Here is a 15,222-nt window from a genome sequence, read left to right on the forward strand (position 1 = left end):
GAATGCCCGGTGAAGCGCTCACCGGGCTAGTTAATGCTTACAAACTTCCTGGCGTACGGCTGCTTTTACCCGCTGAGTTCAGCGGCTGGCTGCTGCGCAGACCATCCAGGCTTTCCAGGCGCATCTGGAACGGTGGGAACGGCATGTCGATGCCGTGTGCGCGGTAACCCGCCAGAATCAGCTGATGCAGCTCATGACGCAGCGGCATACGGTGACCCATCTCGGCGGCGTAAATACGCAGCTCGAAAATCTGTATCCCCTGCTGCAGGTCAACGAGAAACGCTTCCGGCGCCGGGGTATCAATCACCAGCGAGCAGCGATGAGCGGCGGTCAACAGAATCTGCGTGACCTCTTCCGTATTGGCCTCCGCGGGCGCCGGGATAGTCAACACCACGCGAGTGACCGAATCCGACAGCGACCAGTTGATGAACTGTTCGGTGATGAACGCTTTGTTCGGCACGATGATTTCTTTACGGTCCCAGTCGCTGATGGTGGTGGCGCGGGTATTAATTTTCGTCACGCTACCGGTCAGGCTGCGGATAGTGACCGTATCGCCGATACGGATCGGTTTTTCAAACAGGATGATCAGGCCGGAGATAAAGTTGGCGAAAATTTCCTGTAGACCAAAACCAAGACCGACGCTGAGCGCCGCCACCAGCCACTGCAGTTTCGACCACTCAATACCAATCATCGAGAAGCCGACCAGCCCGCCAATTAGCATCAACAGATATTTGGTGATGGTGGTGATGGCGTAGCCGGTACCCGGCGTCAAATCCAGATGTTGCAGAATCGCCAGCTCCAGCAGCGCCGGGAGATTGCGCACCAGCTGGGTGGTGATAATCAGCACCAGAATGGCGATCAGGACGGCGCCAAGAGTAATGGGTTCAAGACTTTCGACGCCCTGTACCGTGGAGGTCACATCCCATAGCGAGATATTTTCGAGGAAGCCGAATGCCGAGTGAATTTCCGACCACAGAATAATCACCGACAGCAGGGCGATTAGCATCAGCAGCGAGCGGACCAGGCGCAGGGACTGGGTACTGATGGCGTCGAGGTCGACTTCGCTGACTTCCGCTTCGACCGAGCCTTCTGTGCTGGTGGAGTGGGCGGTATCTTCTTCGCCGCGGGCGCGCTGGGCGAGGATTTCCGCACGGCGGTGTTTGGCGCGATCGAAGGCCAGACGCCGACGCTGAATCAACATCCAACGGCGAATAATATGGTAAACCACCAACAGCAGGAACCAGATGGCGACCGAGGTTTCCAGTCGCGCCAGTAGCGCCTGCGAGGTGGCAAGATAGCCCACTGCCGCCGCCAGCATCGCGATCAGCGGCGCGCCGAGCAGCAGGTTCCACAGCAGACGGTTCACCATGTTCTCGCCGTCGCCTGCTTTATCAAGATACAGCGGGATCCCGGCGTGCTTCAGGCTCAAGGTAACCAGCGCCAGCGCGCCGCATATCAGCATGAAGCACAGGCGGCCCAGAGAGGCCGAGAATTCACGGTCGTTGAGATTATCGAACATGATCAGCGCCATAATCAGCGGTACGATCAACCCGATGCTCATCAGGTAGTAGCGCATGGCTTTGGCGACGCGGTTACGCGGCCAGCCGAAGTGGGCGATGAACAATCCATTCGGCCGGGCGAAGGTGGCGCAAATCATCACCACCCACAGCAGCGGCACGGTGGCGGTCACGCCGTCGCCAATGGCGACCGCCAGCGGGAAGGGCCAGGCCGCCTGCAATCCGTAGCCGAGCGTCATCCACAATACCGGCAGCGGAGATGCCACCAGAATTGACCAGAACACGGTACGCAGCGTCAGCCAGAAGTGATCCTGCGTCACCTTGCCAATCCGCGCGCTGGAGCGCTCAAGGAAGCGGGTAAAGTGGCGTCGCGAATAGATACTGAAGCCCACCAGCACCAGCGCGCCAAAAAGCGGGAACAGCGTCTCTTTGCTGGTCAGCATCATGACGCTGGCCTTGCCGAGCTGGTTGATGGTATCAAGCGAGATCAGACGACGCAGATCCTGCACCACTTCCAGCGGCCAGGAGAAGCCAATTGGGCTGACGTCCGAGGTCCAGAACAGATAGCGGTGGGTTGCTTCGTTAATCTCTTTCAGCGCGTCTTCTAACTGGCCGTTGGCGACCTTCAGTTTCGTCAGTTCGAGCAGCAAGGTATCGCCGCCGCGTAGAAGCGAGTTAAGCAGCTCGCTCTGGGTACGCAGCTGCGCCTGCAGGATGCGGTTTTGTTCCGCGGTGAGCGGCTCGCCGTCGGCCTGGCGAATCAGCCGTAGCTGCGCCTGCTTGCTGAGCAGGTCTTCGTAATGCAAGCGCTGCACGCGCAACTGGGCCGTTTCAGTATCTAACTGCTGTGGGCGCGGGCGCTCCGGCAGACGGGCGACCTGGGCGCGTAGCGCTTCGCCGAGTAGATTCGATGATCCCAGCCACTGCGACTGTTCGCGCAGGGTGTTCAGCGCCTGGCGCACCTGGAGCGTTTGATTGGTTGCTTGCCGCTGCTGCGAGGCCACCAGATCCAGGCGCTGAACCTGCTGGTTGAGCGCCTGCGATAGTTCGCGGTTAATTTTGAACTGGTCGGTGATCCCCGGCGGCAGGTTTTCGCTGTTTTCCGCCAACAGCTCGGTGCTTTCCAGCGCCTTTTCCGCTTCGCGTTGGCGCTGGCTATTCTGCTGATTACGCAGCGCCTGCAGGTAGGCATCGAGCTGTTCGCTCTGTTTCTGCGCCAGCTCAGAGCGGATGCGCGACAGTTCCTGGCGGTTGTTAGCGGAGAGTTGGGCCAGATCCAGCTCGTCGACCAGCGCTTTCAGACGCGCGGATTCCGCCTGCAGACCGAGATTTTGCGCCTGCGCCAGCGGCGTATTGCCGGGCTGCGCGCCGACGCGACGTTCAATCTCATTAAGCTTGCGGCGGGCGTCGGTTTGCTGCTGTGGTAATTGATTAAGGGAGTCGGCGATTTCCCGCGCCCGATCCTGCTCCTGCTGCGCCTGGCGGCTGGCTTCCAGCAGTTGGCTGCTGACCTGCAGGATCTCCTGATTCAGCGCGTCGGCGGTGAGGGCGGTAGGTACCTGGTGCGGCGTTTCGCTGACATTCGCTAACTGAGCGCGGAGCGTTTGAAACAGTTTGGGGAAATTATCGATAACGTCCTGGTACTGGCGAGCGCGCTCAACGGAGGCGTTGCGCTCCTCCAGCGCATTCAGCGCGGCTTGCAGGACTTCGACGGTTTCAGGCTGGGCGGGTTTCGCCGCCTTCGCCTGTTCCAGTTCCTGGGTAATTTGTTTGACGTCCGGGGCCGTCGCTGCGTACGCCCCGAAGCTGAGGCTCAAGGCCAACAGAAAAGTGTATATCAGGCGCACGGCGTAACCCTTTGTCGTCCGGAATTAACCTTCGTCTTGTTTATCGTCAACCAGCGGGCTGGCGCGGTGTTCGGCGCGGATCTCTTCTTCCGGCAACGGCGCAGGTTCCACGGAGATATCAGCTTCTACGGCCGTCGCCAGCGGTTCGCCGATTTTGGTGACTGACAGGCTTTGCAGTTGTTCAACCAGCTTCACCTGGCCTGGCGCAAACAGGTTAATCACCGTTGAGCCCAGCTTAAAGCGGCCCATCTCCTGGCCCTTCAGCAGCGCAACGGAGCCTTCGCTTTCGCCTGCAGGCCAGGTCCAGCGTTTAATAATACCTTCCCGCGGCGGCGTTACGGTGCCGGACCAGACGGTCTCGATGCTGCCAACAATCGTTGCGCCGACCAGAATCTGCGCCATCGGACCGAATTCAGTATCGAACAGGCAGATAACGCGCTCGTTGCGGGCAAACAGGTTCGGTACGTTTTGCGCCGTCAGGTGGTTGACCGAGAACAGATCGCCTGGGACATAGATCATCTCGCGCAGGATGCCGTTGCACGGCATATGCACGCGGTGATAGTCGCGCGGCGACAGATAAGTGGTGGCGAAGCTACCGTTACGGAACAGGTCGGCCATCTGGTAGTTACCCGCCAGCAGGGCCTCCAGGGTGTAATTGTGGCCTTTGGCCTGCAGAATTTTGTCATCTTCGATAGCGCCAAGCTGGCTGATAACGCCGTCAGCCGGCATCACCAGCACGTTGGGATCGGTGTTGAGCGGGCGAACATCGTCACGCAGCGGGCGGACGAAGAAGTCGTTGAAGGTGCGGTAAGCGGCAGTATCCGGCTTCTGCGCCTCTTTCATATCGACTTTGTAGTATTTGACGAACAGATCGATAACCAGTTTAGTCAGCCAGCCTGCTCGTTTACTTGCCCCCCAGCCTGCGAGGCGGGTGAGCCACAGTTTAGGCAGAATGTATTGCAGTGAGAGTTTAAACGAGTTTAACAAGGTAGCCTCCAGGCCGTTAATTGTCGTTCCTGACCCCGCTTTGGCGCGGGGTACTGAAAAGGGGGACGATTCTATACGTAAACTTCAGCGAATTGTATCCGCGCCGTCTTGCCGGCAAAGCGATTACGTATAGCGACGACAGCTTAAATGTCAGTCGTCGGTTGATGAAAAGCTTTTACGCGTTTTTACCTGCACCTGTTCCATACTTTCCAGGATGCGGTGATAGTTGGCGAAACGGCTTTCGGCGATAGCGCCTTTTTCTACCGCTTCGCGAATGGCGCAGCCTGGGTCGGTGTCGTGCTTGCAGTCGCGATACTTGCAATGGCCTAAATAATCATGGAATTCGACAAAGCCGTTGGTGATTTGTTCCGCGTCAAGATGCCACAGGCCGAACTCGCGCACGCCTGGGGAGTCAATCACATCGCCGCCGTGCGGGAAGTGATAAAGACGTGCGGCGGTGGTGGTGTGCTGGCCGAGCCCTGAAACATCAGAGACGTCGTTCGTCAGGATTTGCTCATCCCGCAGTCCCAGCAGCGTGTTCAGCAAGCTGGATTTACCCACCCCGGACTGGCCGGCAAAGATACTGATACGCCCGGTCAGGGCCTCTTCAAGCGGCTTCAGGCCGTCCTGAGTCTGGCTGGACACCATCAAAACCGGATAACCGATCTGGCGATAGATATCCATCTGCTCATTGACGAAGGCCATACCCTCCTCGTCCAGCAGGTCTATCTTATTCAGTACCAGCAGCGGTTCGATATTCTGCGCTTCGCAGGCCACCAGATAGCGGTCGATAATATTGAGCGACAGTTCGGGTAAAATGGCCGAAACCACGACGATTTGGTCGATATTTGCCGCGATAGGCTTCACGCCGTCGTAAAAGTCCGGGCGCGTCAGCACCGAGACGCGTTCATGTACCGCTTCGACGATGCCTTTGACGTTGACCCCGTCGGCGGCGTCTTTGCCTGGCCGCCAGACCACGCGGTCGCCGGTTACCAGAGAACGAATGGTCCGGCGAATGTTGCAGCGGTGGGTCGTGCCATCCGCGGATTCGACATCGGCATGCATACCAAAACGGCTGATGACGATACCTTCAGAAGGCTCGCCAAACAGGTTGTCATCGTAGTCGGCCTTCTCCGAAGTCGTTTTCAGGCGGCGCTGGTGGTTGGCCTTAACGCGGCGCTGCTGGCCTTTGGAGAGCTTATTTTTACTCAATCGAACTGGCTCCTGGTCGCCCTGATGGGGCAAAACCTCTATGATACACGCTATTTTAGATGAATATAGTCACGCAAGAAGGGTGGAAAATAGCATGAGTGCAGATGAAAACAACCTGATTTGGATCGATCTTGAGATGACGGGGCTGGATCCCGAGCGCGATCGCATTATCGAAATCGCCACCCTGGTCACCGACGCGAATCTTAATATTCTGGCAGAAGGCCCGACCATTGCCGTGCACCAGTCTGATGCTCAGCTGGCGCTAATGGACGAATGGAACGTGCGCACTCATACCGGCAGCGGGCTGGTCGATCGCGTGAAGGCCAGTACCGTGGGCGACCGTGAAGCGGAACTGGCCACTATTGAGTTTCTCAAGCAGTGGGTGCCGGCGGGGAAATCGCCAATTTGTGGCAACAGCATCGGTCAGGACCGCCGCTTCCTGTTCAAATATATGCCGGAACTGGAAGCTTACTTCCATTATCGCTATCTCGACGTCAGCACCCTAAAAGAGCTGGCGCGCCGCTGGAAGCCGGAAATCCTTGATGGGTTTAAAAAGCAGGGCACTCACCAGGCGATGGACGATATCCGCGAATCCGTCGCCGAGTTAGCCTATTATCGCGAGCATTTTATTAAGCTCTGAAGCGTCAACGGGGCCGACATGGCCCCGTTCTTTTTGATGTGTTACTTAAACCACTTTTGTTCCATCTGCTGGAACTCCGGCGACGCCTTCACGACCTCCAGCGCGTCATTAATCTGCTTAAGCAACTCCGGGTCGTCTTTGCGTACCGCGATGGCATATTGTTTGCCGTAGTAGGCCGGGTCGGTGGCGCGCTCTTTCATCTCGGCGTAATCAGGATTATCCGCCAGCCACTGGTCCATCGTCGCTAAATCGCCGATCGCGCCGTCGACTTCGCCGCTTTTCAACGCCATCAGCGCCTCGCTATCGCTGCCAAAGGCGACGGTTTGAATGCCTTTTTGTTTATCGCGTAGATAACGCTGATGAACGCTGCCCTTGACCACGGCGAGCTTTTTACCCTGCAGGTCGGCAAACCCGTGGGCGGCGTCTTTTGCCGTGACTACCACCCCGGAGAGCTCCTGGCGATAAGGCTGAGTGAAGGCGACCTGCTTTTCACGCATCGGCAATACTTCAACGCCGGCGATAATAGCGTCGAACTTTTTAAAGCGTAGCGCCGGGATGAGCGTATCAAAGCGCTGCGGCGTGAATTTACATTCCGCCTGCATCTGTTTACACAGCGCATTGGCCAAATCAATGTCAAAACCCGTAGGTTGGCCTTTGCCTTTGACGGTCTCAAACGGCGGATTGGCGGTTGTGGTGCCAAAATGGAGCGTCTCGGCAGAAGCTGTTCCGATGATTGATGTGGTCAGCAGCAGGACGGAAAGCGCTTTTTTCATTCTGAATCCCTGATAGTCGTCATGGTGGACCTTTTCGCGGATAGCCACCGCGGTGTCATGCGGGCGATTTTGCGCCATTCGCGCGGGGGGAAAAAGATATTTTGCTAATTATGGCGGTTATTTATACAATTCAGTGGGCTGTATGGCGAGAAAATGTCCATTCAAACAAAAAACGAAAAAAAGTGCTCGCCAGGGGGTTGCAGGTGAATCGAATTCTCGTATAATGCGCCTCCCGTAACGACGCAGAAATGCAAATTACGACGCCATCGAAATATGGCAAAAAAGCAGTAACGCGGGAATAGCTCAGTTGGTAGAGCACGACCTTGCCAAGGTCGGGGTCGCGAGTTCGAGTCTCGTTTCCCGCTCCAAAATTTGAAAGCAGCACCATACCAAAACATAGTTTTCAGGTTACCGACAGGTAGATTGAAAACCAATGTAAGCGGGAATAGCTCAGTTGGTAGAGCACGACCTTGCCAAGGTCGGGGTCGCGAGTTCGAGTCTCGTTTCCCGCTCCAAAATTTGAAAGACACACCATACCAAAGCATAGTTTTCAGGCTACCAGCAGGTAAATTGAAAACCGATGTAAGCGGGAATAGCTCAGTTGGTAGAGCACGACCTTGCCAAGGTCGGGGTCGCGAGTTCGAGTCTCGTTTCCCGCTCCAAATTTCTTCCTTTATCCAATTTATCCACAGTGCGAAATCGCGCCGGGGATGATTTTCATTACCTATCCAAAAATACTGTAAACAGAGTTATCCACAGGCTGTCGTTTGGCTGACTGCGCGACAAATGCTTCACTTTGTAAATAGTATTATTGTATCTGATTGAAATTTAACATTTAAATTTCATTTCAAACTGTTAATTCGATCACTTGACGTACGTCTGCCCGTTGAAACGCAATGTTTTTTTGTTTTTATTCACAGCCTGTGAATGAATCAGGCGTCGCGCGGTAATCCTTTCTCGACCACCCGGACCAGGCGTAGTTTCTGCGGCAACTGCACTTCGACAACGTTGGCGTTTCGCTTTTCTATCTGCTGCGCAACCGCCCATTCAATGTGTTCATCGAGAAGTGGGTGCTCACCTCGGCGACTTTCCAGCGCGACCAGATTGGCTTCATTCCACGGGGCATTACCGAGCGCGACGGCGATATTGCGTAGCCAGCGTAAGTGACCGATACGGCGTATCGCCGATCCCTCAGTGACTTTCAGAAACCAGGCTTCGCTCCAGGCGAACAGCTCAATCAGCTGCGGCGCATGTAGCGCTTTACGCGGGCTGAAGTCCTCTTCATCGGTAAGCTGTGAAAAACGGTTCCACGGACAAATCAACTGGCAATCATCGCAGCCGTAAATACGGTTGCCGATAAGCGGACGAAATTCTTCCGGGATAGCGCCTTCTAGCTCGATGGTCAGATAGGAGATGCAGCGCCGTGCGTCAACGGTATAGGGCTCGACGATGGCGCCGGTGGGGCAGATAGTCATACAGGCGACACAACGCCCGCACTCTTCGGCAACCGGCTGGTCTATCGGCAGTGGCAGATCGATAAGCAACTCGCCCAGGAAGAAAAACGATCCGGCGTCGCGGCTTAAGATAAGTGAGTGCTTACCTGTCCAGCCAAGGCCCGCTTTTTCAGCGATTGGCCGCTCCAGGATAGGCGCGGAATCGACAAACGGTCTAAAATTGAGCGAAGCACACTGTTCCTGAATCATCTCGCCGAGTTTTTTCAGGCGGTTACGTAGCAGCTTATGATAATCACGCCCCAGGGCATAACGGCTGACGTAACCCAGCGTGGGATCTTTCAGAGTGCTGGCGAAAGCAGCATTGGCGGGCAGATAGTTCATGCGCACGCTAATCACGCGTAGCGTACCGGGCAGCAGTTCATGCGGCCGGGCGCGCATCATGCCGTGGCGAGCCATCCATTCCATTTCGCCATGGTATTGTTTATCCAGCCATGCCTGTAGTTTAGGTTCGCTGGCGCTGAGATCGGTATCGGTAATACCGACCTGCTGGAAGCCAAGCTCGGTGCCCCATTGTTTGATTTGCTGCGCTAACTGATTGAGATCGAGGGGCTGTGACATGATGGACCATACAATGACGAAAAACCCTGACAGTATACCACACATCGTGTGGCCAGCGGAGACGCTGCGCCAGGCGGAAAGAGAGGCGGCGGATAGTCTCGGGCTGACGCTTTTTGAATTGATGCGGCGTGCCGGCGAGGCGGCGTTTCAACTGGCCCGAAGCCTTTATCCCGCCAGCCAGCACTGGTTGATTCTTTGCGGCCACGGCAATAACGGCGGCGACGGCTATGTCGTCGCGCGACTGGCGCAGGCGCAGGGCATCGCGGTAACGCTACTGGCGTTGGAAAGCGATAAGCCGCTGCCGGAAGAGGCGCAGGCCGCGCGGGAAGAGTGGCTCAATGCCGGCGGCGTCATCCACGCCGCCGATAGCGCCTGGCCGGATGATATCTCATTGATTATTGATGGCCTGCTCGGCACCGGTCTGCATAGCGCGCCGCGTGTTAACGTCGCCGGGCTGATTGAACTGGCGAACGCCTATCCCGCGCCGGTTATTGCGCTTGATATCCCCTCCGGGCTGAACGCGCAAACCGGCGCGACGCCTGGCGCGGCGATTCACGCCGCCCATACCCTGACGTTTATCGCGCTAAAACCTGGACTGCTGACCGGCAATGCCCGCGACGTCGTCGGGCGCTTACATCATCATGCACTCGGCCTGGAGCGCTGGCTTTCCGGGCAAAACACCGCTATTCGTCGTTTTTCCGCAGCGCAGCTGGCAGGATGGCTGCCGCCGCGTCGCCCGACGTCGCATAAAGGCTCGCATGGTCGGCTGGTGATTATCGGCGGCGATCGCGGCACCGCTGGCGCCATTCGTATGGCGGGTGAGGCCGCGCTGCGTGCCGGCGCGGGTTTAGTACGCGTGCTGACCAGGGCGGAAAATATCGCGGGGATCGTGACTGCCAGGCCGGAATTGATGGTTCATGAGCTGAACGGCGACACCCTTACCGAGAGCCTGGAGTGGGCGGATGTCGTGGCGATTGGCCCCGGTCTTGGGCAAAGCGAATGGGGGAAAGCGGCGCTGCGGCAGGTAGAGAATTTTCGCAAACCAATGGTCTGGGATGCCGACGCGTTGAACCTGCTGGCAATCAATCCCGATAAACGTCACAATCGCGTGTTAACCCCGCATCCTGGCGAAGCCGCCCGTTTATTGAATATCAGCGTGGCAGAAGTTGAAAGCGATCGCTTACATTCTGTACAACGTCTGGTAAAACGGTATGGCGGCGTGGTGGTGCTAAAAGGCGCAGGAACCGTAGTGGCGAATGACGCGGGTGAAATCGGTATCATTGATGCCGGTAATCCCGGAATGGCCAGCGGCGGGATGGGCGATGTGCTCACCGGCATTATCGCCGCGCTGTTGGGACAGGGGCTGACCCCGTATGATGCCGCTTGCGCAGGCTGCGTGGCGCACGGCGAAGCCGCAGACCGGCTGGCCGCCAGAGATGGCGCCCGCGGGATGCTGGCGACCGATCTTTTTTGCACGCTAAGGCGTGTTGTTAACCCGGATGTGATTGACCTAGACCATGATTAACCGTGTGATTCCTTTACCCGACGAGCAGGCGACATTAGACCTTGGCAACCGCGTAGCGCAGGCCTGTACCGGCGCGACGGTTATCTATCTGTATGGCGATTTAGGCGCGGGTAAAACCACCTTCAGCCGCGGTTTTCTACAGGCCCTTGGCCACCGCGGCAATGTCAAAAGCCCAACGTATACGCTGGTGGAGCCTTACACCCTCGAAAATCTGATGGTGTATCACTTCGACCTGTACCGCCTGGCGGATCCTGAGGAGCTCGAATTTATGGGGATCCGCGATTACTTCGCTAACGATGCCATCTGCCTGGTGGAATGGCCGCAGCAAGGCGCGGGTGTACTGCCTGACCCGGATGTCGAAATTCACCTGGATTACCAGGCGCAAGGGCGTGAGGCGCGCGTAACGGCGGTCTCTTCATTGGGTGAGTCTTTATTGGCGCGTTTAGCCATTTAGCCTAAAGGATGACGGGATGAAGTATCGTATAACCAGTTGGCTGGCCGCCGCTCTGATGCTGTTCGGCACTCAGGCGTCCGCGGCAAGTTTATCCGATATCCAGGTCTCAAACGGCGATCGGCAGGCCCGCATCACGCTAAGTTTTGTCGGCGATCCCGAATATTCCTTCACCCCGCAAGGTAAGCGCGTGGTGGCGTTGGATATCAAACAAACCGGCGTGCTTCAGGGGCTGCCGCTGCAGTTTAGCGGTAATAATCTGGTCAAAAGCATTCGCTCTGGCTCGCCTCAGGATACGCAATCGCTGCGTCTGTTGGTCGATCTGACGGAAGATGGTAAAACGCGGGCGGCGAAGCAGCAAAACGGCGCCAACTATACCGTCGTCTTTACCATTAACGCCGATGTGCCGCCGCCCCCTCCGCCGCCGCCAGTGGTAGCGAAACGGGTCGAAGCGCCGGTTGTGGCGCCGCGTCCGAGCGAGCCGCCTCGCAATCCGTTTAAAAACTCTGGTAGCGACAGAACCACGGTGGTCACCAGCAGTCAGCCGGCGATGACTAACAACCAGACCATCAGCCGACCGGCGGCGCGTACCGTCTCATCTGACGAAAAAATAATTATCGCTATTGATGCCGGTCACGGCGGCCAGGATCCTGGTGCTATTGGGCCGGGCGGCACCAAAGAGAAAAACGTCACGATTGCTATCGCCCATAAGCTACGGGCGTTGCTCAACAACGATCCACAGTTTAAACCGGTGCTGACCCGCAACGGCGACTACTTCATCTCGGTCATGGGGCGTTCGGACGTGGCGCGCAAACAAAACGCCAATTTCCTGGTCTCTATCCATGCCGATGCGGCCCCGAATCGCGATGCGACTGGCGCATCGGTGTGGGTGCTTTCTAACCGCCGCGCTAACAGCGAAATGGCCGGCTGGCTTGAACAGCATGAGAAACAATCCGAACTTCTGGGCGGCGCGGGCGATGTGCTGGCGAATAGCCAGTCGGATCCTTATCTGAGCCAGGCGGTGCTGGATTTACAGTTCGGCCATTCCCAGCGCGTCGGTTATGATGTGGCGACCGATGTACTCAGCCAGCTCCAGCGGGTTGGTAATCTGCATAAACGCCGCCCGGAGCATGCCAGCCTTGGCGTTCTGCGCTCGCCGGATATTCCGTCGATCCTCGTAGAAACTGGCTTTATCAGTAATAACGGCGAAGAGCGCCTGCTGGGTAGCGATGATTACCAACAGCAGATTGCAGAGGCGATTTATAAAGGGCTGCGTAACTATTATATGCAGCACCCGCTGCAATCAGCGCCGCGCGGCACGGCTGCGCAAACCGCCAGCGCCAGTTCGCCTGGCGGGTCGTTGATTAACTAAGGAGAAGGTCATGCCGATTCAGGTTCTACCGCCGCAGCTCGCCAACCAGATTGCCGCTGGCGAGGTGGTGGAACGTCCGGCGTCGGTCGTTAAAGAGCTGGTCGAAAACAGCCTTGATGCCGGCGCGACCCGTATCGACATTGATATCGAACGCGGCGGCGCGAAGCTTATCCGTATTCGCGATAACGGCTGTGGGATCAAAAAAGATGAGCTGGCGCTGGCGCTGGCTCGTCACGCCACCAGTAAAATCGCCTCGCTGGATGACCTTGAGGCGATCATCAGTCTTGGCTTTCGCGGCGAAGCGTTGGCCAGTATCAGCTCTGTCGCCCGCCTGACGTTGACTTCGCGTACCGCGGAGCAGCAAGAGGCATGGCAGGCCTATGCTGAAGGGCGCGACCAGGCGGTGACGGTGAAACCGGCGGCGCATCCGATAGGCACCACGCTGGAAGTGCTGGATCTGTTTTACAACACTCCCGCGCGACGCAAGTTCATGCGCACCGAAAAAACCGAGTTTAATCATATTGATGAAATCGTCCGCCGCATCGCGCTGGCACGTTTCGATGTAACGATTAATCTCAGCCATAACGGCAAAATGATGCGCCAGTATCGCGCAGTGGCGGAAGGCGGCCCGCGTGAACGCCGCCTCGGCTCGATTTGCGGCGCGGCGTTTCTGGAACACGCGTTGGCCATTGAGTGGCAGCATGGCGATCTGACGCTGCGCGGCTGGGTTGCCGATCCGTTGCATACCAATCCGGCATTAGCGGAAATCCAGTACTGCTACGTCAACGGGCGTATGATGCGCGACCGGCTGATCAACCATGCCATTCGCCAGGCCTGTGAAGACAAGCTGGGCGCTGACCAGCAGCCGGCGTTTGTGCTGTATCTGGAGATTGACCCGCATCAGGTTGATGTCAACGTGCATCCGGCGAAGCACGAAGTACGTTTCCATCAATCGCGGCTGGTGCATGATTTTATCTATCAAGGCGTACTGAGCGTGCTGCAGCAGCAACTGGATGCGCCGTTGGCGGAAGAAGACGAAGCGCCCGCGTCGCGGCCGGTGCCGGAAAATCGCGTAGCGGCGGGCGCTAACCATTTCGCTCGCCCATCGCCTGCCCGGGAACCGGCGGCGGGTTATGATACCCGCGCGCCGCGTGAACCTGCCGCCTCCGGCGGCGGCTATAGCGCAGGCGGCGCCAGCTGGCCCCACGCGCAGCCGGGCTATCAAAAACAGCAGGGGGCGCTTTACCGTCAACTGCTGCAAACCCCGGCGGCGGAAAAGCCACCCGTTGCGCCGGCGCCTGCGGAAAGCCTGGCAGCCCACAGCCAAAGCTTTGGCCGGGTGCTGACTATTATCGGCAGCGATTGCGCGCTGCTCGAGCGCGGCGGCACATTGGCGTTGTTGGCGCTGCCGGTGGCGGAGCGCTGGCTGCGTCAGGCGCAGCTAACGCCGGGCGCGGAAGCGGTTTGCGCGCAGCCGCTGCTGATCCCGCTGCGTCTTAAAGTGAGTGAAGCAGAACGTAAGGCGCTGGAAAAGGCGCAGCCAGCGCTGGCGCAATTGGGTATCGATTTACAAGCAGATGCTCAGCACGTGACGGTCCGCGCGGTGCCTTTACCCTTAAGACAACAAAATTTACAAATCTTGATTCCTGAACTGATAGGCTACCTGGCGCAGCTAACGGCATTCGACGTCGGCGACATTGCCCAGTGGACGGCGCGTAATCTGACGAGCGAGCACGCGCAGTGGAGTATGGCGCAGGCGATTTCGGTGCTGGCGGACGTTGAGCGTTTATGTCCGCAACTGATTAAAGCGCCGCCGGGTGGTCTGTTACAACCTGTTGATTTACATTCGGCGATGACAGCCCTGAAAGATGAGTGATGTAACTGAGGCGAGCCTGCCTAAGGCAATTTTTTTAATGGGGCCGACGGCCTCCGGTAAAACCGCATTAGCTATCGCCTTGCGTAAAGTTTTGCCCGTAGAGTTGATTAGCGTCGATTCCGCCCTCATCTATCGAGGAATGGATATCGGTACGGCCAAACCCGATGCCGCGGAGCTTAGCGCTGCGCCGCATCGGTTGCTGGATATCCTTGATCCGGCAGAGTCTTACTCGGCGGCGGATTTTCGTCGCGATGCGTTGGCGGAAATGGCGGATATCGTCGCCGCCGGGCGCATACCGCTGTTGGTCGGCGGAACGATGTTGTATTTCAAAGCGTTGTTGGAAGGGTTATCGCCGCTGCCTTCGGCGGATCCCGCAGTCAGGGCCAGAATTGAGCAACAAGCAGCAGAGCAGGGGTGGCACGCATTGCACCGGCAGTTACAGGAGATCGATCCCGTGGCCGCCGCGCGTATTCATCCAAATGATCCGCAAAGACTTTCCCGAGCACTGGAAGTTTTTTTCATTTCGGGTAAAACTTTAACGGAACTGACGCAAACGTCAGGAGAGGCTCTGCCGTATCAGGTGCATCAGTTCGCCATCGCCCCGGCGAGCCGTGAACTGCTACATCAACGCATTGAGCAGCGTTTTCATCAGATGTTGGCTTCAGGTTTTGAAGCAGAAGTGCGGGCGCTATTTGCCCGTGGAGATTTGCATACGGATATGCCTTCCATTCGTTGTGTTGGATACCGCCAGATGTGGTCATACCTTGAAGGCGAGGTCTCGTATGATGAAATGGTTTATCGAGGTGTTTGCGCGACGAGACAGTTAGCGAAACGTCAGGTCACCTGGCTGCGCGGTTGGGAAGATGTTCACTGGTTAGACAGTGAGCAACCTGAACAAGCGCTCAACAAAGTATTACAGGTTGTTGGTGCTAGCCAGAACTGAACGTGTA

At 57.3% G+C, this 15,222-nt stretch carries 11 protein-coding genes and 3 tRNA genes; 9 read left to right on the top strand and 5 right to left on the bottom strand.

Annotated elements, in window-relative coordinates; genetic code table 11:
• Nucleotides 1-37: 37 nt before the first annotated feature.
• The 3 genes from mscM to rsgA all read right to left on the bottom strand — a co-directional run bounded on the left by mscM (nucleotide 38) and on the right by rsgA (nucleotide 5,563).
• A complete protein-coding gene (gene mscM / locus PGR79_RS19525) occupies nucleotides 38-3,364 on the bottom strand; it encodes a miniconductance mechanosensitive channel MscM (protein WP_087859207.1) in 3,327 nt (1,108 codons plus the stop codon).
• Nucleotides 3,365-3,388: 24 nt separating this feature from the next.
• Nucleotides 3,389-4,351 carry an archaetidylserine decarboxylase gene (gene asd / locus PGR79_RS19530; RefSeq protein WP_113374741.1) on the bottom strand — a complete coding sequence of 321 codons (963 nt, stop codon included), beginning with the start codon at nucleotides 4,349-4,351 and terminating at the stop codon, nucleotides 3,389-3,391.
• Between the two features lie 150 nt (nucleotides 4,352-4,501).
• Complete coding sequence (gene rsgA / locus PGR79_RS19535) at nucleotides 4,502-5,563, bottom strand: small ribosomal subunit biogenesis GTPase RsgA (RefSeq protein ID WP_430922322.1); 1,062 nt, start codon at nucleotides 5,561-5,563, stop codon at nucleotides 4,502-4,504.
• A 94-nt stretch (nucleotides 5,564-5,657) separates the two neighbouring features.
• On the opposite strand from rsgA, the gene orn reads away from it, so the two are divergent.
• Nucleotides 5,658-6,203, top strand: a complete 546-nt coding sequence (gene orn, locus PGR79_RS19540) for an oligoribonuclease (protein WP_015704162.1) — start codon at nucleotides 5,658-5,660, stop codon at nucleotides 6,201-6,203.
• A 41-nt stretch (nucleotides 6,204-6,244) separates the two neighbouring features.
• On the opposite strand, the gene PGR79_RS19545 is transcribed toward orn, so the two are convergent.
• Nucleotides 6,245-6,976 carry an arginine ABC transporter substrate-binding protein gene (locus PGR79_RS19545; RefSeq protein ID WP_162750235.1) on the bottom strand — a complete coding sequence of 244 codons (732 nt, stop codon included), beginning with the start codon at nucleotides 6,974-6,976 and terminating at the stop codon, nucleotides 6,245-6,247.
• 292 nt (nucleotides 6,977-7,268) lie between these two features.
• Here PGR79_RS19545 and PGR79_RS19550 point away from each other — a divergent pair.
• The 3 genes from PGR79_RS19550 (at nucleotide 7,269) to PGR79_RS19560 (ending at nucleotide 7,638) form a co-directional block, all read left to right on the top strand.
• Nucleotides 7,269-7,344 (top strand) — tRNA-Gly (locus PGR79_RS19550).
• A 71-nt stretch (nucleotides 7,345-7,415) separates the two neighbouring features.
• A tRNA-Gly gene (locus PGR79_RS19555) sits at nucleotides 7,416-7,491 on the top strand.
• Between the two features lie 71 nt (nucleotides 7,492-7,562).
• Nucleotides 7,563-7,638: transfer RNA gene (locus tag PGR79_RS19560), tRNA-Gly, on the top strand.
• Between the two features lie 270 nt (nucleotides 7,639-7,908).
• Here PGR79_RS19560 and queG read toward each other — a convergent pair.
• Nucleotides 7,909-9,048 carry a tRNA epoxyqueuosine(34) reductase QueG gene (gene queG, locus PGR79_RS19565; protein ID WP_015704164.1) on the bottom strand — a complete coding sequence of 380 codons (1,140 nt, stop codon included), beginning with the start codon at nucleotides 9,046-9,048 and terminating at the stop codon, nucleotides 7,909-7,911.
• A 13-nt stretch (nucleotides 9,049-9,061) separates the two neighbouring features.
• Here queG and nnr point away from each other — a divergent pair, with 13 nt between their 5' ends.
• Genes nnr through miaA form a run of 5 tightly spaced genes read left to right on the top strand, consistent with a single transcriptional unit; the run spans nucleotide 9,062 to nucleotide 15,215 of the window.
• Complete coding sequence (gene nnr, locus PGR79_RS19570) at nucleotides 9,062-10,573, top strand: bifunctional ADP-dependent NAD(P)H-hydrate dehydratase/NAD(P)H-hydrate epimerase (protein ID WP_162750234.1); 1,512 nt, start codon at nucleotides 9,062-9,064, stop codon at nucleotides 10,571-10,573.
• Nucleotides 10,566-11,027 carry a tRNA (adenosine(37)-N6)-threonylcarbamoyltransferase complex ATPase subunit type 1 TsaE gene (gene tsaE / locus PGR79_RS19575; RefSeq protein WP_087858285.1) on the top strand — a complete coding sequence of 154 codons (462 nt, stop codon included), beginning with the start codon at nucleotides 10,566-10,568 and terminating at the stop codon, nucleotides 11,025-11,027. The genes nnr and tsaE overlap by 8 nt, the downstream gene beginning before the upstream one ends.
• A gap of 16 nt (nucleotides 11,028-11,043) precedes the next feature.
• On the top strand, nucleotides 11,044-12,396 hold the full coding sequence (gene amiB, locus PGR79_RS19580; RefSeq protein WP_113374744.1) for an N-acetylmuramoyl-L-alanine amidase AmiB: 1,353 nt from the start codon (nucleotides 11,044-11,046) through the stop codon (nucleotides 12,394-12,396).
• 10 nt (nucleotides 12,397-12,406) lie between these two features.
• Nucleotides 12,407-14,272, top strand: a complete 1,866-nt coding sequence (mutL, locus tag PGR79_RS19585; RefSeq protein ID WP_113374745.1) for a DNA mismatch repair endonuclease MutL — start codon at nucleotides 12,407-12,409, stop codon at nucleotides 14,270-14,272.
• Nucleotides 14,265-15,215: a tRNA (adenosine(37)-N6)-dimethylallyltransferase MiaA gene (gene miaA / locus PGR79_RS19590; RefSeq protein ID WP_087858288.1), complete on the top strand. Its 951-nt coding sequence runs from the start codon at nucleotides 14,265-14,267 to the stop codon at nucleotides 15,213-15,215. Before mutL ends, miaA begins: the two co-directional genes overlap by 8 nt.
• Nucleotides 15,216-15,222 lie beyond the last annotated feature (7 nt).

Source organism: Klebsiella sp. 141161 (assembly GCF_050600815.1).
In the GTDB taxonomy this organism is placed as follows: domain Bacteria; phylum Pseudomonadota; class Gammaproteobacteria; order Enterobacterales; family Enterobacteriaceae; genus Klebsiella; species Klebsiella aerogenes.

Excerpts from the sequence above, each read along its gene's own strand:
- orn (WP_015704162.1), top strand. The coding sequence starts at position 5,658 with ATGAGTGCAGATGAAAACAACCTGATTTGGATCGATCTTGAGATGACG.
- PGR79_RS19545 (WP_162750235.1), bottom strand. The coding sequence starts at position 6,976 with ATGAAAAAAGCGCTTTCCGTCCTGCTGCTGACCACATCAATCATCGGA.
- queG (WP_015704164.1), bottom strand. The coding sequence starts at position 9,048 with ATGTCACAGCCCCTCGATCTCAATCAGTTAGCGCAGCAAATCAAACAA.
- nnr (WP_162750234.1), top strand. The coding sequence starts at position 9,062 with ATGACGAAAAACCCTGACAGTATACCACACATCGTGTGGCCAGCGGAG.
- tsaE (WP_087858285.1), top strand. The coding sequence starts at position 10,566 with ATGATTAACCGTGTGATTCCTTTACCCGACGAGCAGGCGACATTAGAC.
- amiB (WP_113374744.1), top strand. The coding sequence starts at position 11,044 with ATGAAGTATCGTATAACCAGTTGGCTGGCCGCCGCTCTGATGCTGTTC.
- mutL (WP_113374745.1), top strand. The coding sequence starts at position 12,407 with ATGCCGATTCAGGTTCTACCGCCGCAGCTCGCCAACCAGATTGCCGCT.
- miaA (WP_087858288.1), top strand. The coding sequence starts at position 14,265 with ATGAGTGATGTAACTGAGGCGAGCCTGCCTAAGGCAATTTTTTTAATG.